This window comes from Pedobacter faecalis (assembly GCF_030182585.1).
GTDB lineage: Bacteria > Bacteroidota > Bacteroidia > Sphingobacteriales > Sphingobacteriaceae > Pedobacter > Pedobacter faecalis.
In genome coordinates, this window is the sequence record NZ_JARXOW010000001.1 from 722,826 (window position 1) to 741,759 (window position 18,934).

Annotated in this window: 16 protein-coding genes, 2 tRNA genes and 1 pseudogene; 3 read left to right on the forward strand and 16 right to left on the reverse strand. The window is 47.3% G+C overall.

Features of this window, described 5'->3' with window-relative positions:
* Positions 1 to 5: 5 nt before the first annotated feature.
* The 9 genes and pseudogenes from QEP07_RS03160 to QEP07_RS03200 form a co-directional block, all read right to left on the reverse strand.
* Positions 6 to 417 (reverse strand): annotated as a pseudogene (locus tag QEP07_RS03160) (DUF6691 family protein).
* Positions 418 to 426: 9 nt separating this feature from the next.
* Positions 427 to 1,002 (reverse strand): YeeE/YedE family protein, encoded by a 576-nt coding sequence (locus QEP07_RS03165; RefSeq protein WP_285008488.1) that lies wholly within the window; start codon positions 1,000 to 1,002, stop codon positions 427 to 429.
* A 114-nt stretch (positions 1,003 to 1,116) separates the two neighbouring features.
* On the reverse strand, positions 1,117 to 2,436 hold the full coding sequence (locus tag QEP07_RS03170) for a MutS-related protein (protein ID WP_285008489.1): 1,320 nt from the start codon (positions 2,434 to 2,436) through the stop codon (positions 1,117 to 1,119).
* Positions 2,437 to 2,628: 192 nt separating this feature from the next.
* Positions 2,629 to 2,702, reverse strand: a tRNA-Arg gene (locus QEP07_RS03175).
* Between the two features lie 107 nt (positions 2,703 to 2,809).
* Positions 2,810 to 2,986, reverse strand: coding sequence for a BF3379 family histone-like protein (locus QEP07_RS03180; RefSeq protein ID WP_256005489.1), 177 nt, complete (start codon positions 2,984 to 2,986; stop codon positions 2,810 to 2,812).
* A gap of 106 nt (positions 2,987 to 3,092) precedes the next feature.
* The gene (locus tag QEP07_RS03185; protein WP_285008490.1) at positions 3,093 to 4,190 is read right to left on the reverse strand and encodes a Gfo/Idh/MocA family protein; all 1,098 of its coding nucleotides are present in this window, start codon (positions 4,188 to 4,190) and stop codon (positions 3,093 to 3,095) included.
* A gap of 2 nt (positions 4,191 to 4,192) precedes the next feature.
* Positions 4,193 to 5,647, reverse strand: a complete 1,455-nt coding sequence (locus tag QEP07_RS03190; RefSeq protein WP_285008491.1) for a Gfo/Idh/MocA family protein — start codon at positions 5,645 to 5,647, stop codon at positions 4,193 to 4,195.
* A gap of 47 nt (positions 5,648 to 5,694) precedes the next feature.
* A complete protein-coding gene (locus QEP07_RS03195) occupies positions 5,695 to 6,309 on the reverse strand; it encodes a hypothetical protein (RefSeq protein ID WP_285008492.1) in 615 nt (204 codons plus the stop codon).
* Between the two features lie 146 nt (positions 6,310 to 6,455).
* Complete coding sequence (locus tag QEP07_RS03200) at positions 6,456 to 7,628, reverse strand: aldose epimerase family protein (RefSeq protein WP_285008493.1); 1,173 nt, start codon at positions 7,626 to 7,628, stop codon at positions 6,456 to 6,458.
* Between the two features lie 126 nt (positions 7,629 to 7,754).
* Here QEP07_RS03200 and xth point away from each other — a divergent pair, with 126 nt between their 5' ends.
* The 3 genes from xth to QEP07_RS03215 all read left to right on the forward strand — a co-directional run bounded on the left by xth (position 7,755) and on the right by QEP07_RS03215 (position 11,582).
* Positions 7,755 to 8,525, forward strand: coding sequence for an exodeoxyribonuclease III (xth, locus tag QEP07_RS03205; protein ID WP_285008494.1), 771 nt, complete (start codon positions 7,755 to 7,757; stop codon positions 8,523 to 8,525).
* 82 nt (positions 8,526 to 8,607) lie between these two features.
* The gene (locus QEP07_RS03210) at positions 8,608 to 9,366 is read left to right on the forward strand and encodes an SDR family oxidoreductase (protein ID WP_285008495.1); all 759 of its coding nucleotides are present in this window, start codon (positions 8,608 to 8,610) and stop codon (positions 9,364 to 9,366) included.
* Positions 9,367 to 9,371: 5 nt separating this feature from the next.
* Positions 9,372 to 11,582: a glycoside hydrolase family protein gene (locus QEP07_RS03215; protein WP_285008496.1), complete on the forward strand. Its 2,211-nt coding sequence runs from the start codon at positions 9,372 to 9,374 to the stop codon at positions 11,580 to 11,582.
* 67 nt (positions 11,583 to 11,649) lie between these two features.
* Here the strand turns inward: QEP07_RS03215 and QEP07_RS03220 are convergent, their stop codons facing one another.
* The 7 genes from QEP07_RS03220 to QEP07_RS03250 all read right to left on the reverse strand — a co-directional run bounded on the left by QEP07_RS03220 (position 11,650) and on the right by QEP07_RS03250 (position 18,903).
* The gene (locus tag QEP07_RS03220; protein ID WP_285008497.1) at positions 11,650 to 12,174 is read right to left on the reverse strand and encodes a DUF4142 domain-containing protein; all 525 of its coding nucleotides are present in this window, start codon (positions 12,172 to 12,174) and stop codon (positions 11,650 to 11,652) included.
* A gap of 241 nt (positions 12,175 to 12,415) precedes the next feature.
* A complete protein-coding gene (locus tag QEP07_RS03225) occupies positions 12,416 to 12,937 on the reverse strand; it encodes a YciE/YciF ferroxidase family protein (protein WP_285008498.1) in 522 nt (173 codons plus the stop codon).
* A 102-nt stretch (positions 12,938 to 13,039) separates the two neighbouring features.
* The gene (locus QEP07_RS03230) at positions 13,040 to 14,116 is read right to left on the reverse strand and encodes a glycoside hydrolase family 43 protein (protein WP_285008499.1); all 1,077 of its coding nucleotides are present in this window, start codon (positions 14,114 to 14,116) and stop codon (positions 13,040 to 13,042) included.
* Positions 14,117 to 14,407: 291 nt separating this feature from the next.
* Positions 14,408 to 14,481 (reverse strand) — tRNA-Pro (locus QEP07_RS03235).
* 66 nt (positions 14,482 to 14,547) lie between these two features.
* Entirely contained in the window at positions 14,548 to 16,077 is a 1,530-nt protein-coding gene (locus tag QEP07_RS03240; RefSeq protein ID WP_285008500.1) for a CotH kinase family protein, read from the reverse strand.
* A gap of 144 nt (positions 16,078 to 16,221) precedes the next feature.
* Positions 16,222 to 17,847: a glycoside hydrolase family 43 protein gene (locus tag QEP07_RS03245; protein ID WP_285008501.1), complete on the reverse strand. Its 1,626-nt coding sequence runs from the start codon at positions 17,845 to 17,847 to the stop codon at positions 16,222 to 16,224.
* 21 nt (positions 17,848 to 17,868) lie between these two features.
* On the reverse strand, positions 17,869 to 18,903 hold the full coding sequence (locus QEP07_RS03250) for an arabinan endo-1,5-alpha-L-arabinosidase (protein WP_285008502.1): 1,035 nt from the start codon (positions 18,901 to 18,903) through the stop codon (positions 17,869 to 17,871).
* Positions 18,904 to 18,934 lie beyond the last annotated feature (31 nt).

Genomic DNA, 18,934 nt, shown 5'->3' on the forward strand with positions numbered 1-18,934 from the left:
CTGTATTAATGCGGCAGCCTGTCTCGTATAAGGCCGTACACCCATGTGCCCGCAATGGCACTCAGCAAAGTCACCCCAACAACCGTCGCCCCCGTGCCAATCTGCGCGAAAAGCGGCCCTGGACAGGCACCCGGTTAGCGCCCAACCGAAACCGAAAATCAAGCCGCCGTAAATCTGCCCCTTGTTAAACGTTTTCGGAGCAATCTTAATCGGTTCGCCGTAGATGGTTTTTATCTTGAACCGCTTTATTATGAAGATCGAGATCATCGCCGTAATTACGGCACTACCAATAATCCCATACATATGAAAGGACTGCAAACGGAACATTTCCTGGATGCGAAACCAACTTATCACTTCCGATTTTACGAAGACAATGCCGAAAAGCAGGCCAACGAACAGGTATTTAAGGTTCTTCATATGCCGTGGTTAAAGTGAAAGTATCAAAGGCAAAATCAAATTGCCCATGGCAAATCCGCCAATCATAAAACATATGGTAGCCACAAGCGATGGCCATTGTAAATTAGCTATGCCCATAATGGCGTGCCCGCTTGTACATCCCCCCGCATAGCGCGTACCGAATCCCACGAAAAAACCACCGACAATGATCAGAAAGAAGCCCTTCATAGTGAGCAGCGACTGCCAGTTAAAGATTTCCTCGGGAACCAGATTATCGTAGTTGGTGATTCCATATCCAGCGAGCTCTCCTGCCAAAACCGGGTTTATTTCCACCGGATCTGGATTCGGCAAAAAACTGGAAGCGATGATTCCGCCTAAAAAGATTCCGAACACGAAAAGAAGGTTCCATACCTCATTTTTCCAGTCGTATTTGAAAAAGGTAATGTCCGCAGGGATACACATCGCACAGATATGCCGTAATGATGAGCTGATACCAAACGATTTGTTGCCGATAAGCAATAGTGTGGGTACGGTAAGCCCGATCAGCGGACCAGCAACATACCAGGGCCAGGGTCCCTTCAATAGTTCCAGCATATCTTTTTCCATTGAGCTAAATATCGGAAAAATCCCCTTTCGGGCCAAGGCGCAAGGGCTTACAAAAAGTCGATCCCTACCCGCGAAATGTGCTCCAATAATTCCGTATTGTCGATGTGGTGCCCTCTAACTATTTAATATTCTAAATATCCCTTCGTTCTCGACAATCCAAAGCCCCAGGCGCTCATCTGTAATCCCTTTCTGAAGGCGATAGGTAAATACAGGCTGTCCCCCAATCATTTTAGTCTCCAGAAAACTGAAATTAATATTTTCCCTCTTCTCAAGTTTCTTTGCTACCTCAGTAATATGGGTAGACACCATAAAAAAACTGCTTTTGATCTTAGCAAAGGAATCGATAATGGAAAGCGACGCGTCATAAGCGTCCTTTACATTTGTACCTCTGAACAGTTCGTCAAAAATCACAAGCATACTCCTGCCCTCGCTAACCTTTTCAGCTACATGCTTTACCCGCTTCACCTCGGTGTAGAAATGGCTATAACCCTCGTTGAGGCTATCTGGCAGGTTTATCGTGGTAACTAATCCGTCTAGAACACTAAACTCCATATGCCTGGCGGGAACGGGTAAACCAAGATGAGCGAGATAAACACATACGGCCACAGACTTAAGAAATGTCGATTTTCCTGCCATGTTCACCCCAGTTACGAAACATACATTTTTATCCTGAGAAAAATTGATATCGTTCGTGACAGGATCCTTCAAAAATAAATGAAACGCCCCTTCAATTCTGAGGACATGTGATGTGCCGGTACTCAATATGGGATAGCTTAACCCATACATCTTGCCGGCTTTCACGACCGCGACCGACGCGTCCAGCTGGTAAATGAGTTCGAGAAGAATTTTGACCTCTTTAAGCAAACTCTTTCTGATCGTAAAATTACATCTATTTAATTGGCTGATATTCAATATGCCAGGACGGGTGTCTATCCCTGAGCGAATATTTACATCCTTCAGTAACCCTAAAACAGCATCTTTAATAGCTAAAAGCAACTCGGGAATTTCGCCCTGAAGATCATCACAAAATGCTTTAATGACTTTGATAAGATCCAGGAGCTCATGAACACCGCGAAGCTTATTGTAGCTCTCTTGGCTAAGCCCTGTAAAGTTATTGATCGCCTCCCATACCACTCCAATCTTACTGAAAGGCCTGGGCGAGCTCCTTTGGTTAACAAAATATTCAATAAAGTCGACGGCCTCCTTGTCGAAATTCAGTTTTATTTCATGCTCAAGCAAATAGGAAAACAACGCATGCCTGCTCTCCAACAGCTCTGCGTCCACCAAGGGGTTTTCAAAGATGAGCTTTAGCTTTTCACTTCCACCTAGTGTAGAGGTCTGGTTGAAATGGGAAAATACACTTTTGTCGCGCTTTTCGACCCCAAATATCTGAAGATCCCTGAAAGTTTGAGCATCAACGTCGAATCTTTTCATTAAATTTATCTGGCCGCGAAAGGATTGCCTAATCGTAAATACAAAATAAGTGCGAGAGTAAGGCTTATTATCGACATAAGTAAGCCAGTCGAGCAGTACGATAGGAAACAAGTTGTGTTCAATGATGATAGCGACAGAACAGCTAAGTTTTAGAAACGAGAAAGGGAGCCATCTTTGACTCCCTTTTCTCTGTACCCCGGAAGAGGTTCGAACTCCTGACCCACGGTTTAGAAAACCGTTGCTCTATCCAGCTGAGCTACCGAGGCATTCCCTTTAGAAGCGCCAAAGATATAAAATCGGCTAAATAAGCGCAAATCTTATTGTAAATAAAAAAGGCTGGTTTTACAACCAGCCTCTTATATCTTGCAATGGATTACTTAGTGTTTTTCTTCTCAGTAATTTCTGTACGGATTTCCTGAGCAAGTCCCTTCAGTTCCTGCATTGCCTTACGTACTCTTGTACCAGCAGCGCCATTTCCTGAGTTGTAAAATTTGTCAGCATCAGCCTCTACGCTTGCAACCAATTCTTTCAGTTTTGAAAATTTGTCCATGTCTTTCTTCGTTTAAGATTTTAATATTTTTTTAATATATCGCTCTAAAGTAATTCTTTATTGAATATAGTCCAAAAGAATATTCAACAATCTTTTTTAATTTTTTTTAACTGTTCAACATCACAATATGGCCTGTGCGGACCGACTCGTCGCATGCCAGGGCAATCTTTAAGCTGTTCACTGCGTCGGCTGTAGCGTCCGAAAGATCAGCATCGCTGCGTATCGCCTCGAGAAAGAATCGCTGCTCCCTGTTGCAAAGCTCCTGATGATCAGGCTCATCGCTTAAATCGACCCATTCGTCTGAGCGTGCAAACAGGCCATCCGCCCCTAGTTCGGCATGGTGAACCTTCAAAGATTCTGTCTTGGTATGCGCATCTATATTGTCTGAATTTCCGCTGGCTGAGGCATTTTTTGCGACAATGGAAACACTGCCCCTGGGGCCTATCACATCTTTAATAAAAAACGCTGTTTCACTCATCATCGGCCCCCAGCCTGCCTCGTACCAACCAATAGAACCGTCCTCAAAACGGATCTGCAACTGACCGTAATTATAGTTCCAGGCCGGAATATCGTCGGTAAGCCTTGCTCCGATCGCGCTCACCTGTACAGGCCGCGAACGGGTCATCTGGCACATCACATCGATATAATGTACCGCGCAGTCTACAATCGGACTCAGGCTGTTCATCAGGTTGCGGTGCACCGTCCATTTGGCGCCGCTGCTCTGCTGGTTCAGGTTCATACGCATCACCAGTGGTTTACCGGCCGACGCCGATAGCTCGATGAACTTCTGCCAGGAAGGATGATACCTTAAAATGTAGCCCACTACCAGTTTCTTTCCATTCCTGCGTGCGGCCTCAGCTACGCGTTCGGCTCCTTCTACCGTATCTGCAATTGGCTTTTCAATAAACACATGGCAGCCGGCGTCGAGAGATTTCACTGCATAGGCTTCATGGGTATCCGGATATGTCGCGATACACACGGCATCGGGTCGTGTGGCTTCAAGCGCCTCGTAGAAATCACTGAACAAGGCATAGCCGCCGCCAAGCCGGTCGTTCAGTGTCTTCTTGCTTTGGCCGGTCGATACCAGTCCGCAGATCTCAAACCCGTCTATATGGTGATAGGCTATGGCATGCGAAGCGCCCATATTGCCGCAGCCTACCACAAGTACCCGAAGGGGCTTATCCGTATTCATCTCTAAGTCCATGCTTATATACCAAGCGTCCAGCCTGCCCGGTAATTTCTCTTTACAAACTGATTTACTTCATCAAAATTGGTGACTTTCAGGTTTTGCTTATCCCACAGCAGCTTGATGTCGCGACCTGGGTAACTGATCCTTCCGTTGGCATCTCTGCGCTGCACATCAATTCCTCGAATGGCCAGATTTGCGATCAGCAGTGTTTCGGTGAGGGGACCAGCAGTTTCAAAGGGCGAACTCAGTTCCATCTTGCCATACCCAGCTATAGAGGCCTCGGCAAATTGTGCGTAATGGCCATCCTCCTGTCCGGGCACCCTGGTTATGCTCACTTTGGTTTTGTCGGATTCGTTTCTTGAAAGCGGAAGTAACTTTGGATTCATGCCATAGGTTTCGCAGATCATCTTGCCCTTTGTTCCTATAAACAACACGCCATTATCACCAAAGCTTTCATTCGGACCCAACTCCTCTGGTCGCTCCGGCTTTATACCACCGTCCATCCAGTGAAGCTGCACATCATCTTTAGCCTTTCCTGTTTTATTGAAGGTCATGATCACATGGCTGGAAGGGGGACAACTCTCAGGGAAATAGCCCCTTCTGAATTCATCTACATATACGCTGCCCACGCTGCATTCTACGCTCACCGGCGTCTCGAGCCCTAAGACCCTGAAGGGTGGCTCTACCAGGTGACAGCCCATATCGCCTAGTGCACCTGTACCGTAATCCCACCAGCCGCGCCAGTTGAAGGGTACCATTTTATCTATATAAGGTTTGTACGGCGCACTGCCAAGCCATAAATCCCAGTCTAATTCTTTTGGAACCGGCGCTGTTGTGGTAGGCCAGGCTATCCCCTGCGGCCACACCGGCCGGTCGGTCCAGCAATACACGGTATGTACCTTCCCTATCTTACCCGCGTTATACCATTCCTGTAAACGCCTTACCCCGTCGCCGGAAGCGCCCTGGTTTCCCATTTGGGTAACTACCTTATAACGTTTGGCTGCCTCAGTGAGCATCCTGGCTTCATACACATCATGCGCCAGGGGCTTCTGCACGTAGACGTGCTTGCCCAACTGCATGGCGGCCATCGCGATCTGAGCGTGCGTATGGTCGGGCGTAGACACCGTGACCGCATCAAAATTGTTCGCTTCTTTATCGAACAGCACCCGGTAGTCTTTATAGTATTTCGCTTTCGGGAAATTGCGTATAGAAGTCGCCGCGCGGCGATCATCTACATCACATAAAAAGGCTACATCTGTTTTGCCGCCTTTCACAATCAGGGAAATATCGCTCTCCCCTTTTCCCCCTGCGCCAATACCGGCAAGGAGCAGGCGGTCGCTCGGCGCCAGAAATCCTTTTCCTCCAAGAACATGTCTCGGCACGATCATAAATCCGGCTGCGGCTATGGCGGCAGTCTTAAGGAAGTCGCGGCGGTTCCTGGCCGCCTCAGGTTTGTTTGCTTCTTCTTTCATCTAGGTTTTGGTTATGTGGTATAACCAAATCTATACAAAAAGACCTGTTAATCCAACAGTCCTTTAACCAAACCCTTCCATTGCGGATACGACAACCCGATCTTGGCACTCCAGCCTACTAGTGTATTTCTGATATTATCAAGTGTATGGGTCGTGCTGGTATTAGGCACCTCGTTCCGCGCATGCTCTTCTGCAAAAACTTCCTTGCCTATGCGCTTGACCTGGAAGGTAGACGTGGCACTGTCCTTCAGAAAATGCGCGATGTTCTGATCGTCGTTCATCGGGTTTACCGATGGCCTCACCGTCATGGTCAGCACATCAACATTAGGATACTTCTGTGCACTGATCCGCTCAATCCGTACCCAGTCGTAACCGCAACCCGCCAGCGTGCCCGGGCCCGGCACATCAATACGGATATAGTCGCCGTCTACTGCCAGACGTTCGGCGCGCACCCTGGAACTGCCGATAAGCTGAAAGGTCGACATAGGAAGTTTGGCCATATTGGCCCACTGGTTTACATCGAGCATCCTGTTTTTCACCTGCTCAAAAAAAGCCATTGCCTCCTGCTCAGAATCAAATGTCCGGCGTTCCACAGCATTCATCTCCGAGCCTACCTTTTGTTCGGGGACCTCTTCTATACCATAATCCTTATCCGCTTCCATAGGCGTAAATTGTACAAATAAAACAGTTTCAAACCTTAAAGGTTTCGGAAACAGGGTTTTCAGCAACTATAACAGGTATAAAAAACAAGGCGTCCCACCTTATACGGAGGAGACGCCTTGATATACCTGTAAATATGGCTTACAAACTATTTAGCCACACTAAACTTGTAAACAGATGATGTCCTATACTGCTCTCCAGGGTTTAACACCGTAGAAGGGAACGATGGCTGGTTAGGAGAATCCGGAAAGTGTTGTGTCTCCAGCGCAAGTGCAGTCCGGAAGTCATCCTTAGCACCACCTTTAAAGACGTTCTTGCTTTGCATAAAATTACCCGAGTAAAACTGCAGACCAGGCTCCTGCGTGTAAATATCCATCACGATACCTGTTTTATCGCCTTTTACCGTAGCAGCATGCGTCATGCCCATGCCTTTAGTTCCATTAAGCACAAAATTGTGATCGTATCCGGTACCCGCCTTCAACTGCTCATTGTCCTGCTCAATACGCTCCCCAATGGTTTTAGGCGAAGTAAAATCGAAAGGCGTTCCCTTAACATCTGCATGCTTTCCTAAAGGGATAAGTGTAGTATCAACCGGGGTATACTGATCGGCAAAGATCTGCAGGGTATGGTTCAGGATTGTTCCGCTTCCCTCTCCGTTCAGGTTAAAGAACGCGTGGTTGGTCAGATTACACAAGGTCTTCTTATCAGTAGTAGCCTCATAATCCATTTTTAATTCATTATCGTCGGTTAAGCTGTAGGTTACTTTAACGTTCAGATTTCCGGGATAACCTTCTTCCATGTCTTTGGAAAGATAGGTGAGCACCAAGGTGCTGCTGTCGGGCTGCTGCGCATCCCATACTACGTATTGGAAGCCCTTTTTCCCCCCATGAAGCGTATTCTGACCGTTGTTAACGAACAGGGTGTAGGGCTTGCCGTCCAGACTAAACTTGCCTTTGGCAATGCGGTTGCCATAACGGCCTATGGTAGCACCAAAGTAGGGCTCGGTAGATTTCTCGAAGCCTTCTACACTATCAAATCCAACCACCACATCAACCAGGTTACCGGCACTGTCGGGAACAAGCAAACTCACCAGGCGACCGCCATAGTTGGTAAAGTACGCCTGCATATTATTCTTGTTCTTCAGCACGTACAGGTTTGTCCGCTTGCCGTCTATCTCCTTCTGGAACTTGCTGCTGTCGAGCTGCACGGTGGTCACAGTACTGTCGCCCTGCGCCGAAGCATCTGTTTTTGCCGGCTGATTACAGCCCGCTGCTGCAAGAACAAGCGCTGCTGCTAAAATGGTGTTTAGTGTTCTTTTCATTACAATGAGGTTTAAATATTTGGCACATCGATATGGCCGATGAAGGATGCTAAATTAAAACAATTCTACTAACGAGCAAAAATGCGGCGTATATTTACGTTTGTGTTGTAACATGACTAAGAAATTATGAAGATAGCTACCTATAATGTAAACGGAGTAAATGGCAGACTGCCTGTGCTTTTGCGCTGGCTTAGTGAAGCGCAGCCTGATGTGGTTTGCCTGCAGGAACTAAAGGCCCCGCAGGAAAAGTTTCCCGAGCAGGCCATTAAAGATGCTGGCTATCACGCCATTTGGGCCGGACAAAAAAGCTGGAACGGTGTGGCTATTCTATCGCGAAACGAGGACATTCAGGAGATCAGGCGCGGACTGCCCGGCGACGATGAGGATCTTCAAAGCCGCTACCTGGAAGCATCGGTGGGCGGGATACTTGTCTGCTGTCTGTATTTGCCTAATGGCAACCCGGCCCCCGGACCGAAGTTCGACTATAAACTGGCCTGGTTTGAACGTTTCCGGCTTCATGCGGCGCGTTTGCTGGAGACGGGACTTCCGATCGTGATGGCGGGCGACTATAACGTGATGCCTACCGATCTGGACGTGTACAAGCCGGAGCGATGGGTAGATGATGCTTTGTTCAGACCGGAAACCCGTGCTGCGTTTAAGGCGGTTACCGATCAGGGCTGGACAGACGCCATCCGTAAACTTTATCCGGATGAGAAAATCTATACCTTCTGGGATTATTTCCGCAATGCCTACGGACGGGATGCCGGACTGCGTATCGACCATTTTCTGCTCAGTCCGCAACTGGCACCGCGACTTACAGAGGCGGCGGTAGACCGCCACGTTCGGGGCTGGGAGAAAACCAGTGATCACGCTCCGGTCTGGATCAAAATTACGTAGAAGTACGAAAGCCTTTCTGGTATTTGTAATAAAACTTACGGGAATCTCTATTTGTTATTACGTAAACATCAACGTATTAACTATGGAAAATTTAAGAGATTATTTACCGGAAAACCTTAGTGGTAAAAGGATATTGATAACCGGGGGCACGACTGGCATCGGGCGTGCTGCAGCGATTTTACTGGCGTCGGTTGGCGCAAGGGTCATGATATTCGGTCGTAACCAGGAGCCACTTCAACAGACGTTGCAAGAGATCAGTTCGCTGGAGGGTGCAGGCGAATGCTTAGGCTTTACCGCCGATGTGGCCCACGCGGATGAGATTGAACGAATTTTCTCGGAGGCTGACAGTAAACTGGGGGGACTGGACATCCTGGTAAACAATGCCGCTCTTGCCTTCCAGGGCATAAGCGAAGGAAATTATTCCGACTGGCAATACATTGTGCAAACGAACTTGCTGGGTTATATGGCCTGTACGCACCAAGCCGTCAAGAGACTTGAAGCTAATGGCGGCGGCCATATTGTAAATATCGGATCTATGAGCGCCGACGTTCGTGAAGATGGAAGTTCCGTTTATGTGGCTACGAAGTCGGCCATACAAGGCTTCTCGGAAGCATTGAGAAAAGAGGTCAACAAGAAAGGCATCAAAGTAACCCTTATAGAACCTGGGGCAGTAGGCACCGATATGCAGCCTAGTTCGGCCGAGGAGCAACGGGATAAAATAGAAAAATTAGAAATGCTGAAAGCCGAAGACATCGCCATGAGCGTGCTGTATTGTTTGGCACAGCCAAAACGATGCGATATAGTGGACCTTAAAATAAGACCACATTTACAAATGATTTAAAGTATATGAGTAAGTTACCGGTAACAGCCTGGGCCGCCAATGCGCAGGACGACCTGCGTAGTACGGCTGCAGTGGTACAAAAAACCCATGCGGGCATAAACTTTGAATGCTACCTGGCCAACGATTCTTTGTGGCTGGTTGCCCAATGGAAAAGCGGCGGGAAAACCGCCTTCCGAATGGCCTTTGCACCGGCCGACCATCTCGGTCTGGACGATCTCAAGCATGGAGACAACGAATACACTTTTAAATTAAGTTCTTCGTCCCTCAGCTATGTGGTTACGCTCGAATTTCCGGATCCTACCCAGCCGCTCTTTCACTACAGTGCTAAACTTACCCCGGCCACAGACCTGCTTATTCCATACTGGCCAAAGGATATTCTTCCTTTACAGAAAAATGGCAACATCAAACAATCGGGCGGTAAGATACACGCCGCGCAGGTAGGCACCAGATCTGGTATATTGCACTTTACCCTTGAAAAACCGGCAACAGGCTCTGTTTTTTATTTTCAAAATCTTTCTGCACTGAACGATTACTGTGAAGCCACCAAAACATCGGCTGGCGGCATGGTGGGCGGTGTGTGGCCTGAACTTGGTTTTTCGTTGCCGACCAGCATGGAAGAGCCACTTCCTGCCGGAAAAGCTGTTGTTGTCTCCGACGCCTATGTGACGCTTAGTAACGAGGTACCCACTACAAATGTTAAAATCTGCAGGGCATACCTCGACAGCCTGGCTACCATTTATCCGCTTATTCCCAAGCCGGAAACGAAGTATCACGACTGGCTTGAGATTGGGGAAAAGGGCTTGGCCGACCTGGTTTCACATAAAGGCTGCTGGACCTTTGCCGACGGGAATCCCTATCTTAATGCCTATGTGAGCGATTATAAATCGCCGCCCGAAATAATGGTACAGTTGGCTGTACTCCTGCCGATGATAGAATATGGCGGTTGGAAGGGAGAAGAAATAGCGTCTATTAAGCTGGTTAAAGCAGGATTGTGGTCATTTTACGATGAAGGTCTGGGTACGATAGTGAGATGGTTGCCAGCTCTTGAAGGCAACCTGGACCGTTCGGAGGAGCAAAAACAGGAAAGGATGATGGACTCCTGGTATTTACATCATCCATTGATGAACCTGGCCAGACTGGCGGTATACAAGGATAAAGATGCAGAAGAGCTGCTGCTCAAATCGATTGATTATGCCATTAAGGTTGCCAAACGTTTCAAATACGAGTGGCCTGTATTTTACCGCATGGATACCCTGGAGGTAGTTAAAGCAGAGACTGAGCCGGGAGCCGGCGGAGAAAAGGATGTACCAGGGGCCTATGCCAAGCTTATGATGGAGATCTGGATGATCACAAAAAATAAAAGGTTTCTTAATGAAGCAAAGCGAGCTGTTAAAAAACTGGATAAACTTAGCTTCGACCTCTTTTACCAGGGAAACAACACCGCCTTCGCTGCCGTTGCCCTGCTCCGGCTTTACAAGGAAACGGGCGACGAACACTACCTCGACCTAAGCTACGTATGTATTGCTGCTATAATGAATAACGTACAGCTTTGGGAATGCAACTATGGGAACGCGAAACACTACCCTACTTTCTTTGCAATTTTCCCGTTGCGCGATGCCCCGTATACGGCAGCCTATGAGGAGCAGGAGGTTTACGCTGCCTTGCACGGCTATCTTAAAGAGGCGGCCGAACTGAAACTCCTACCGTCCGTAAGCTTACTGCTTTCCGAAATGGTGAAGTACGTTATTACGCGCATGCCTTACTATTACCCGCCAATGTTGCCTAAAGAGCTCCTCAGTGAAGAGGTTAAAACAGGCGAAATTGATCCCAACCTTTGGGTAGCCTTGGAAGACTTACAGGACGGATGGAACAAATCGGGTACCGTGGGCCAGGAAGTATATGGAGCGGGTATCGCTTTTGGAGTTTTGCCGCGACAATATTTTAAGGTTAATGGCGAAGACTTTCTGATTTTTGTCGATTATCCACTAAAAGCCTTTCGCGTTTCAAAAAAACGCGTAACACTGCACACAAACGGTAGTGAACTGCTTTACTGCCGGATGAGGATAGTCTTAAAGGGAAATGAGAAAAAGAATTACAAGTTAAAAGTAACTACGGGAAAAGGCAAGCAAATCCGCGAACTAAGTCCCGCAAAACGAGACGACGGATTAGAGTACCAGCTTACCGGAAATCAGCGCGTTAAACTTGAATGGGAATGATCCCTCCATGCTAGGCCATAAAAAAGGCGTCAAATCTGACGCCTTTTTTGATAATGTAACAAACTAACTAAGGTGCAACTACAGCCTGAAGTTCCGTTGCGTGCTGCAAATGAAGTTTCAAAGCAGGCAATTTCGCTCCAGCCCAGTTTCTCAAATCACCATCAGCCACACCCATTTCTGCGCTAGCCGTAGTAAACAAACCGACAGCGTCGCTATGTGATAGCACCATGATACGAGCAAATTCTCTATCGAATTCAGCACCGGTAAGCGGTGTAAGCATATCCATTAAATCCTGTTCTTTCGTAAGGATCTTTTCAGGAACGCCCCATTCCTTCTGAGAGGCAAGACTGTGCAACTCATCACCTACGGCTGTGTGTTCTTCCACCATCATCTCGCCGTATGCTTTTACAGCAGGGTTTGAACCTCTCTCGATAGCGAGTGCTCCCGCCTGGATTTCAAACATGTTACTGCTTGATGCTTTAGTAACAAAATCCTGATTGCTCATGGCAAAGTCGTTATCATCGTCATCTTTGCACGACGAGAGTGAAAATACAGCTAGTGCAGCTGCGAAAAGCATAGTAAAACTACGCATTTTGAAATTTAGATTTGATATAAACATAATTTTTAATATATTTTATATGGTCAAAAATGCAATTTTCTATAATAACCCGTTAGATCTTTAAAAGTTTCAACTATTTCACAAAAAACACAAGAACTGTACCTAAATTACTTGGCTATCTTACCAAATACCTTTGGCGCTTTCGGCCTTAAATAAAAAACCCCACTGAAAATCAGCAGGGTTTACAGAGATGATTTATGTATAAACAGGGATTTTAGGCGGTTGCACCCATGTTAGCTTCCGACATCGCAATTTCGGTAAGCAGCACGTCTGTCTCCTTTTCCTCTGCCAGCGTAGCTGCCAGAAGCTCTTCAGCTTCCGTATGCTCCATTAACTTAGCGTAAGTTACCAGGCATCCGTAGCTTGCAATTTCATAGTGCTCTACTTTCTGAGCGGCCGAAATCAAGGCTGCATCAAGCACTTCTGGTTGATCTTCGAAACTTTCAAGAATTTCGTCAGCTTCGCTCAGCAAGCCTTCCATTGCCTTACATTTTTTGCCCCTGGCGGTTAAGCCCACAGCCTGAAAAACTTGTTTTAAACGTTCAATTTGTCCTTCAGTCTGCGCATAGTGCGTTTCAAATGCAGTTCTTAGCTTTTCGCTGCCTGCAGCCGCAGACAATTTCTTAAGTCCTTTTAATAATTGCTTCTCTGCACCAAGCATATCTCTAAGCTCGTCAACGAATAACTCGTGAAGATGTGCATTCGGCATGTCTTGAGATTGTTTTGAAGTTGCCATAGTCTTATGTTTATGTTCTTTATAAATAGATTTCTGGCTATACTACAAGCGCACGCAACAAATGTTTAACGAAATATAAAAATACGTAGGAATACGTATGGTCTATTTTTCCAGTTCCAGCTCACCGGATGGGCGCTTCATCTCGCCTCTTCCCTTAGGCGTTCCAAACACCGGGTTTCCTTTGGCATCGAAAGAAAACTTTTGCAGGTAAACCTCCCTGTTGTCCCAGCCCCCGCCAATAGCAGCCTTAGAATGGTAATAGATCCAGTATTCGCTGTCATCGGGCGAGGTGGTCATGCTGGCATGCCCTAGTCCGTGTACGGTAGCTGTGCCCTGAAACACTGGCTGACCGTGTTTTACCCATAACTTAGGATCTAGCAGGTTTTTAGCGCCGGGACTAAGCCGTAGCTGACCCAGTTTGTAATGTTCGGTCCAGGACCCCCGGGTAGAATAAATGATGAATACATCTTTACCATGCTGCAAGATTTGCGGACCTTCCTGCAGGATGATATGGTCGCCTTTCTCCCATTCGAGCTCAGGTTTAGATAGCAACACCCGTTTTCCCGCAAGCGTCCATGGATTTTTCATTTCCGCGATGTATAAGTTTTGGTTCACATCGTGATGGTCGTGCAAAGCCTCCCAGCCCGACCATATGGCATAAAGTTTACCGTCATGTTTTAAAACGGTCATGTCTATAGCCCAGCAATTGTCCTTCTTCATTCCAGGATCGTCGCCGGTATATAGCATTCCTTTATCCGTGTACGGGCCAAAAGGGCTATCACTTTCGAGCACACCAGCACGCTGGGCATAATACGGCGCGCCCCTGTGTACAGATCCGGCATAATAGATATACCACTTACCGTCTATATGATGAATCTCGGGTGCCCAGAGATTATAGCTGTTCCAGGCATCCTTTGGCGGCGTCCAAACCACTTCAGTTTTCTCAAAGCGGGTAAGAAAACGCGACTCCGTAACCGCAAAACCCCCACCCCTGTTAAAAATAGTATAGTATTTGCCGTTATGTTTTGTTACAAAAGGATCAGCACCCTTGCGCAAAGGGTTTACAAAGGTTTCCTTCCCAACGCCATTGGCCTCTGATGAGGTGTTACCTATAACCTGTGCGTAAGCCGACGAACAGCAGAGTGATGCCGTAAGCAGAAAAATAAATGTACTTTTCATTCGTGTGTATTTGTGTGTGTACGGGGTTAAATTTACAGGTCTTATTCCAAAAACCCGCATTTTCTTTTGTACATGACAGCGGTTAAATGGCGGGGATAAGTATAACCTGGTCCAACATTTCTTCGGGAATAATCCGGGGCTTGTTCGCAAAAAGGGTACCTTTTGTGGACTATTCCCGAAGAAAACCCGGATTAATCCCAGATTTTGTGGACACTTGGTAGCAGCAAAGGCACGGGAAAATCCGGGTATGGAAACAAAAAGACCAGTCAGAATAACTGACTGGTCTGATAGTCGGGATGGCAGGATTTGAACCTACGACCTCCAGCACCCCATGCTGGCGCGATACCGGGCTACGCTACATCCCGAACATTGGCAAATAAAGCACTTATGCGGCGCAGCACAAATGTATAAATGTTGGGCAAAAAAACCAATTATTGATATTCATTGCTGTTAAATTTTGTATCCAGCCAGGCAATGTGGTTGGTTAAGAAATCTTTAAGATATTTTACGTCGCCCGTATACCATCCCGAAACATACATTTCCAGATACGATTGCTTCTTCAGAATATCCCATTTTGTAAAATTCCTGACCTGTGATACGGCAAGTCGCTTTTCAATTACCGGAACGAGATCGGGAACTGCCTGAATCTTGGGCTTGAGCTCATTCCACCTGCTCCTGATCCGCTGCCTGAAACTGCGGTCGGTCATCAGTTGCTTAAACCATATCTTAGGTTCAAATGCATGATCGGCCATTAAGCCGTTCACCTGATTGCCCAAACGGTTGTCGTTGTTGGCCGCTTTATCAAAATCCCATATAGGGCCCACATAAATCTTATCGTTATCTTTCTTCTTGTACATGTACGTACTCCGGAAAGCATCAGGATTGCCAATCACCTCGTTCACAATATAAAAATCGACATAGCTATCCACATCGAAATACTTGCGGTAACCATTTTGCGGATCGGTATACTGATCTCCGTACATGGCATCTTCCAGCTTTTGGAAATGCGTCTTTATATAGTCTTTTTGCTCGCTGGTAATTTCGTCTTCATCCGGGTACTTGATCACAAAAGGCATACGCTTAGCGGTATGAAAGTAGACCGGCTCGCCGGTAGCAAACAGGTCCTGCTCAATTAAGTAACCGCCATCCTCTACATCTACCCGGTACCCGTCTTCCTTGATCTGCTCCACCAACTGATACGTACCCCGGTAGTCGCCATTCAGATATACCTCAACCCAGCGGGAGTCGGGCGTAAATTCCCTGCCGATGTTCCGGCTTAGCGTAAAGGCCAGTTCATTGCGCATCAGCGTTTTATCGGCATAATTGGCAAGCAAAACCCAGTGCCTGTTTTCGCGCATACCGAGCAACGATGCCTTCTTTTCCAGTTTAATGCGGTAGGGCTTCTTTGGCATGTCGTTCCAGGTAGAGTTGCCCCGCCCCTTAATTTCCGTTTTACCGTCAAATGCCACATCCTTGAAATTGCTTACAATTTTGATGGTACCGTTTACATATACATCTTTACTGTTTATAGGTGCACCATTGGTATTGATGTAAAGCACTGAAATACCATTGTCGGTAAACTTTACCGTATACGTTTTTTTAGTACCGTCTTCTGCCAGCACGGTGTAGTCGAGCTTGTTGCTGAAGTTATTGGCCGTTACGCCGCTCGACTGTTCGAGCGCACCGACTTTGATTCCGACGCCCTCATACTCAAATTCGGGTATAAGTGAAGTAATATTGGTTCCAGCAAAAGCTCTTGCGTAAACGGTGTCTCCGATTATTTCACCCTGCACGTCGTGCACAAGCACAGGATTTTTGTCCGCCTTAAACACAATTGATTTCAGTGTTTTGTCGCTCTTCAGCTCAACAACTGGCTCTTGAGGTTTCTCGTCTTTCTTACATGCCGAAAGAAAAACCAGAAAGAAAAACAGGTGTTTTATACAGGTTCTGTTCGTGATCATAAATCGTATATTTGGTTATATTTCAGGGCGTTCTGGCCCGTTAAATAGTCAATATACAAAATAAAGTTCGAATTGCGCGGCCCTACCACCCTATTCAGGTTACACTCAGCAGGAAGCTTGATGCTTTCCTGCTGATACCGATACCTAATTGTTCTTTAATCCGAAGTGCCTGAAGATAGCCTGCTCACCTGTACCTTTAGCTACGATGCCTGCGCGATAGCCCATGCCCCATGGCGCATACCTGGAAGCATTGAAATCAGTTGAATACAGCTTAACCCAGTCAGATTCTTGATTTTTATAGAAGAAATCGATGAACTTGCCGTTGTTGCTGATCTGCATTTTCAAATCAATGGTGCCCGACAATGACTCGTTGCTTTGCTTCAGGACCTCATACTTTTTGTTCAGGTTATTGAACACAACAAACCCTTGCTTGGAGGCAGCGATGCCGATGCCGCCGAGTTCTCCGGGCCATTTGCTTTCAAAGATAGCACCGCCAAGGCACACACCGGCTGTAGCTCCGGTTACTTCCACCTCCGCCGTAATGTCGAAGTTAACGGTCTTGATGTACTGTCCAAGGAATGTGCCCAGCTCGTGATTGTCGTTGCCTGCAGTCAGGTGAAGCCCTTTATCGAAACTCATCTGCGGTTTCTGCAGTTTGGATGGCCATTGCCAAACCAGGCTTAACTGATTGTCTTTACGGAAGTCGTTATAGAAATCGAGTTCTTGCTTAGGCCGGTTGGCCACAGTGGCATTGTGCAGCACCGGCCAGCCATCGGCACCCATTTTGAGTTCTTCAATGATACCTTCGCGACCAACAAACACATCGTATTCTTTGTTAAAGGCGTGGTAAAGCATAAACAAACGGTTGTCGGCCGATTGTACTACGGTACCATGACCAGGGCATCTCCAGCGGTCGTTGCTCACCATCACCGGGTTCTTTTCGTACTTCTCCCATTTACCTTCGGCCAGGTTGCGTGTGCGTGCAATACCCGTTTTGTAATTGCAATTGGCATCGCAACATCCGCCGACAGCGTACAAGCTGTACACGTATTCGCCTAACCTGAAAAAGCAGGCGCCTTCTACCAGGGCTGTTTCCCAGGGCTGGCTGTTGGTGTAAACTTTGCGTTTGGTACCGAGCAACTTTGTGCGGCTTTCGTTGATTTCCTGCACCCATATCCAGCTTTCCTTGCCGCATCCGTTACCGTCGTTCTTCCAGAACGCGTATATTTTACCGTTATCCTGAAACTCGAAGGCATCGATTGCTCCACAGTCGTCCTCAATGATCACCGGACCGTTGTCGGTAAACTTGCCAGTCTCGATCTCATCGGCATCTATCCAGGCAATACCGCATTGCAAACCCGGGTTGCCATTTACTTTCCTGTTGTGCGCGGTATAATACGCATAAATCCGGTTTTGTTTGGCATCGTAGGCGAGCTCTGAAGCCCAGAAGTTATTCTCGCCCCATTGGTCTTTCATGTCCTTGAAACCTCCCGGGAATACATGGTTTACCAGCTTCCAATCGCGCAAATTGGTGGATTTATATATGGTAAAATAGGGCGCCCACTCGTTGGTAGTAGAGGTAGCGTAGTATACCTTCCCTACCCGTATGATGGAAGGGTCAGGGTTATCTCCAGGGAGCGCAGGATTTACCAGTGGTACAGGCGCAGTTGTCGCTGAATTGCCCGTATCCTGCTTTTTTAGTCCGCATGAAAATAACGCCAGGGCAATAAATGCCGATGCAGCGGAGAATTTAATGTTTTTCAAAGTCATGTTTATGAGTAAGTTTCAAATCTAATGCTTTTTCTGAACTACCGGCCATCCGTCTTCCCAGAATAGCTTCTCGATGCCGAGACGCTCATAGCTGTCGGTATAGCTGTGGAATGCCATGTAATCGATCCCGTCAAAAGTGTAGGCAGAATTGTGTCCTCTTGCGTATACTTTGCGGTCGGGACCAGTATCGCCGCCCAGCACCAGCGTACCACCATTCTTGGCCATGCTCTTGCCTTCCCGGTCGAGATACGGGCCTGTGATCTTTTCGGAACGGCCGACCCGGATATTGTAAGTGCTGTTTGCACCTGCGCAACAGGCATCCCAGGACACGAACAGGTAATAGTATTTTCCTTTCTTAAAAATGAAAGGCGCTTCCACTGCCCCGTTGCCCACCTCCTCGTCAGTATATTTAAAGTCGCGCGGCCGAGCTGCTATGGTATGCCAGATCTGCGGCTCGGCAGGTGTCTTAAAATCACTCCCGAGTTTAACAAGCTTGAGGCCATTCCAGTGTGAGCCAAAGCTTAACCATGGCGTACCGTTCTCATCTACAGTAAGGTTTGGATCGATCGCGTTCCAGTCGTCGCGGCCGGTGACTGACTGAACAACCATGCCCTCATCTACCCATTTATAATCCTTAGAAGTCGGATCAAGCGTTTTATTGGTCGCCATCCCAATGACCGAGGTATTTTTACCGAAAATAGATGTGGCATAATACAGGTACCATTTGCCGTTATGAAAGCTCAGATCGGGCGCCCAGAAACCAAGGCCTTTAAAACCGGGTAATCGCTGCGCCACCCATTGGGGTGCTTCGCTAAACACTGACGGACGTTTTTCCCAGGTCTTCATGTCTTTAGACGACCATACCTGTATGCCTCCCCCTGTGAAATACACATAATAGGTATCGCCTTCTTTGGCCATACAGGGATCCCTTACACCCGGATCGGTAGTCACATCACCCAGCTTAAATCTGCCCCTGCTTTGTGGGGTTCCGGTGGGTTGTTGCGCATAGAGCGACATGCTGAAGGACAGCAGCATGGTTAATAAAACAAGCTTCATTTGTGTTCTTATCTGGTTAAATAAGCTGGCA

Excerpts from the sequence above, each read along its gene's own strand:
- QEP07_RS03170 (WP_285008489.1), bottom strand. The coding sequence starts at position 2,436 with ATGAAAAGATTCGACGTTGATGCTCAAACTTTCAGGGATCTTCAGATA.
- QEP07_RS03180 (WP_256005489.1), bottom strand. The coding sequence starts at position 2,986 with ATGGACAAATTTTCAAAACTGAAAGAATTGGTTGCAAGCGTAGAGGCT.
- QEP07_RS03165 (WP_285008488.1), bottom strand. The coding sequence starts at position 1,002 with ATGGAAAAAGATATGCTGGAACTATTGAAGGGACCCTGGCCCTGGTAT.
- QEP07_RS03195 (WP_285008492.1), bottom strand. The coding sequence starts at position 6,309 with ATGGAAGCGGATAAGGATTATGGTATAGAAGAGGTCCCCGAACAAAAG.
- QEP07_RS03220 (WP_285008497.1), bottom strand. The coding sequence starts at position 12,174 with ATGCGTAGTTTTACTATGCTTTTCGCAGCTGCACTAGCTGTATTTTCA.
- QEP07_RS03230 (WP_285008499.1), bottom strand. The coding sequence starts at position 14,116 with ATGAAAAGTACATTTATTTTTCTGCTTACGGCATCACTCTGCTGTTCG.
- QEP07_RS03250 (WP_285008502.1), bottom strand. The coding sequence starts at position 18,903 with ATGAAGCTTGTTTTATTAACCATGCTGCTGTCCTTCAGCATGTCGCTC.
- QEP07_RS03240 (WP_285008500.1), bottom strand. The coding sequence starts at position 16,077 with ATGATCACGAACAGAACCTGTATAAAACACCTGTTTTTCTTTCTGGTT.
- xth (WP_285008494.1), top strand. The coding sequence starts at position 7,755 with ATGAAGATAGCTACCTATAATGTAAACGGAGTAAATGGCAGACTGCCT.
- QEP07_RS03225 (WP_285008498.1), bottom strand. The coding sequence starts at position 12,937 with ATGGCAACTTCAAAACAATCTCAAGACATGCCGAATGCACATCTTCAC.
- QEP07_RS03245 (WP_285008501.1), bottom strand. The coding sequence starts at position 17,847 with ATGACTTTGAAAAACATTAAATTCTCCGCTGCATCGGCATTTATTGCC.
- QEP07_RS03185 (WP_285008490.1), bottom strand. The coding sequence starts at position 4,190 with ATGGACTTAGAGATGAATACGGATAAGCCCCTTCGGGTACTTGTGGTA.
- QEP07_RS03200 (WP_285008493.1), bottom strand. The coding sequence starts at position 7,628 with ATGAAAAGAACACTAAACACCATTTTAGCAGCAGCGCTTGTTCTTGCA.
- QEP07_RS03190 (WP_285008491.1), bottom strand. The coding sequence starts at position 5,647 with ATGAAAGAAGAAGCAAACAAACCTGAGGCGGCCAGGAACCGCCGCGAC.
- QEP07_RS03215 (WP_285008496.1), top strand. The coding sequence starts at position 9,372 with ATGAGTAAGTTACCGGTAACAGCCTGGGCCGCCAATGCGCAGGACGAC.
- QEP07_RS03210 (WP_285008495.1), top strand. The coding sequence starts at position 8,608 with ATGGAAAATTTAAGAGATTATTTACCGGAAAACCTTAGTGGTAAAAGG.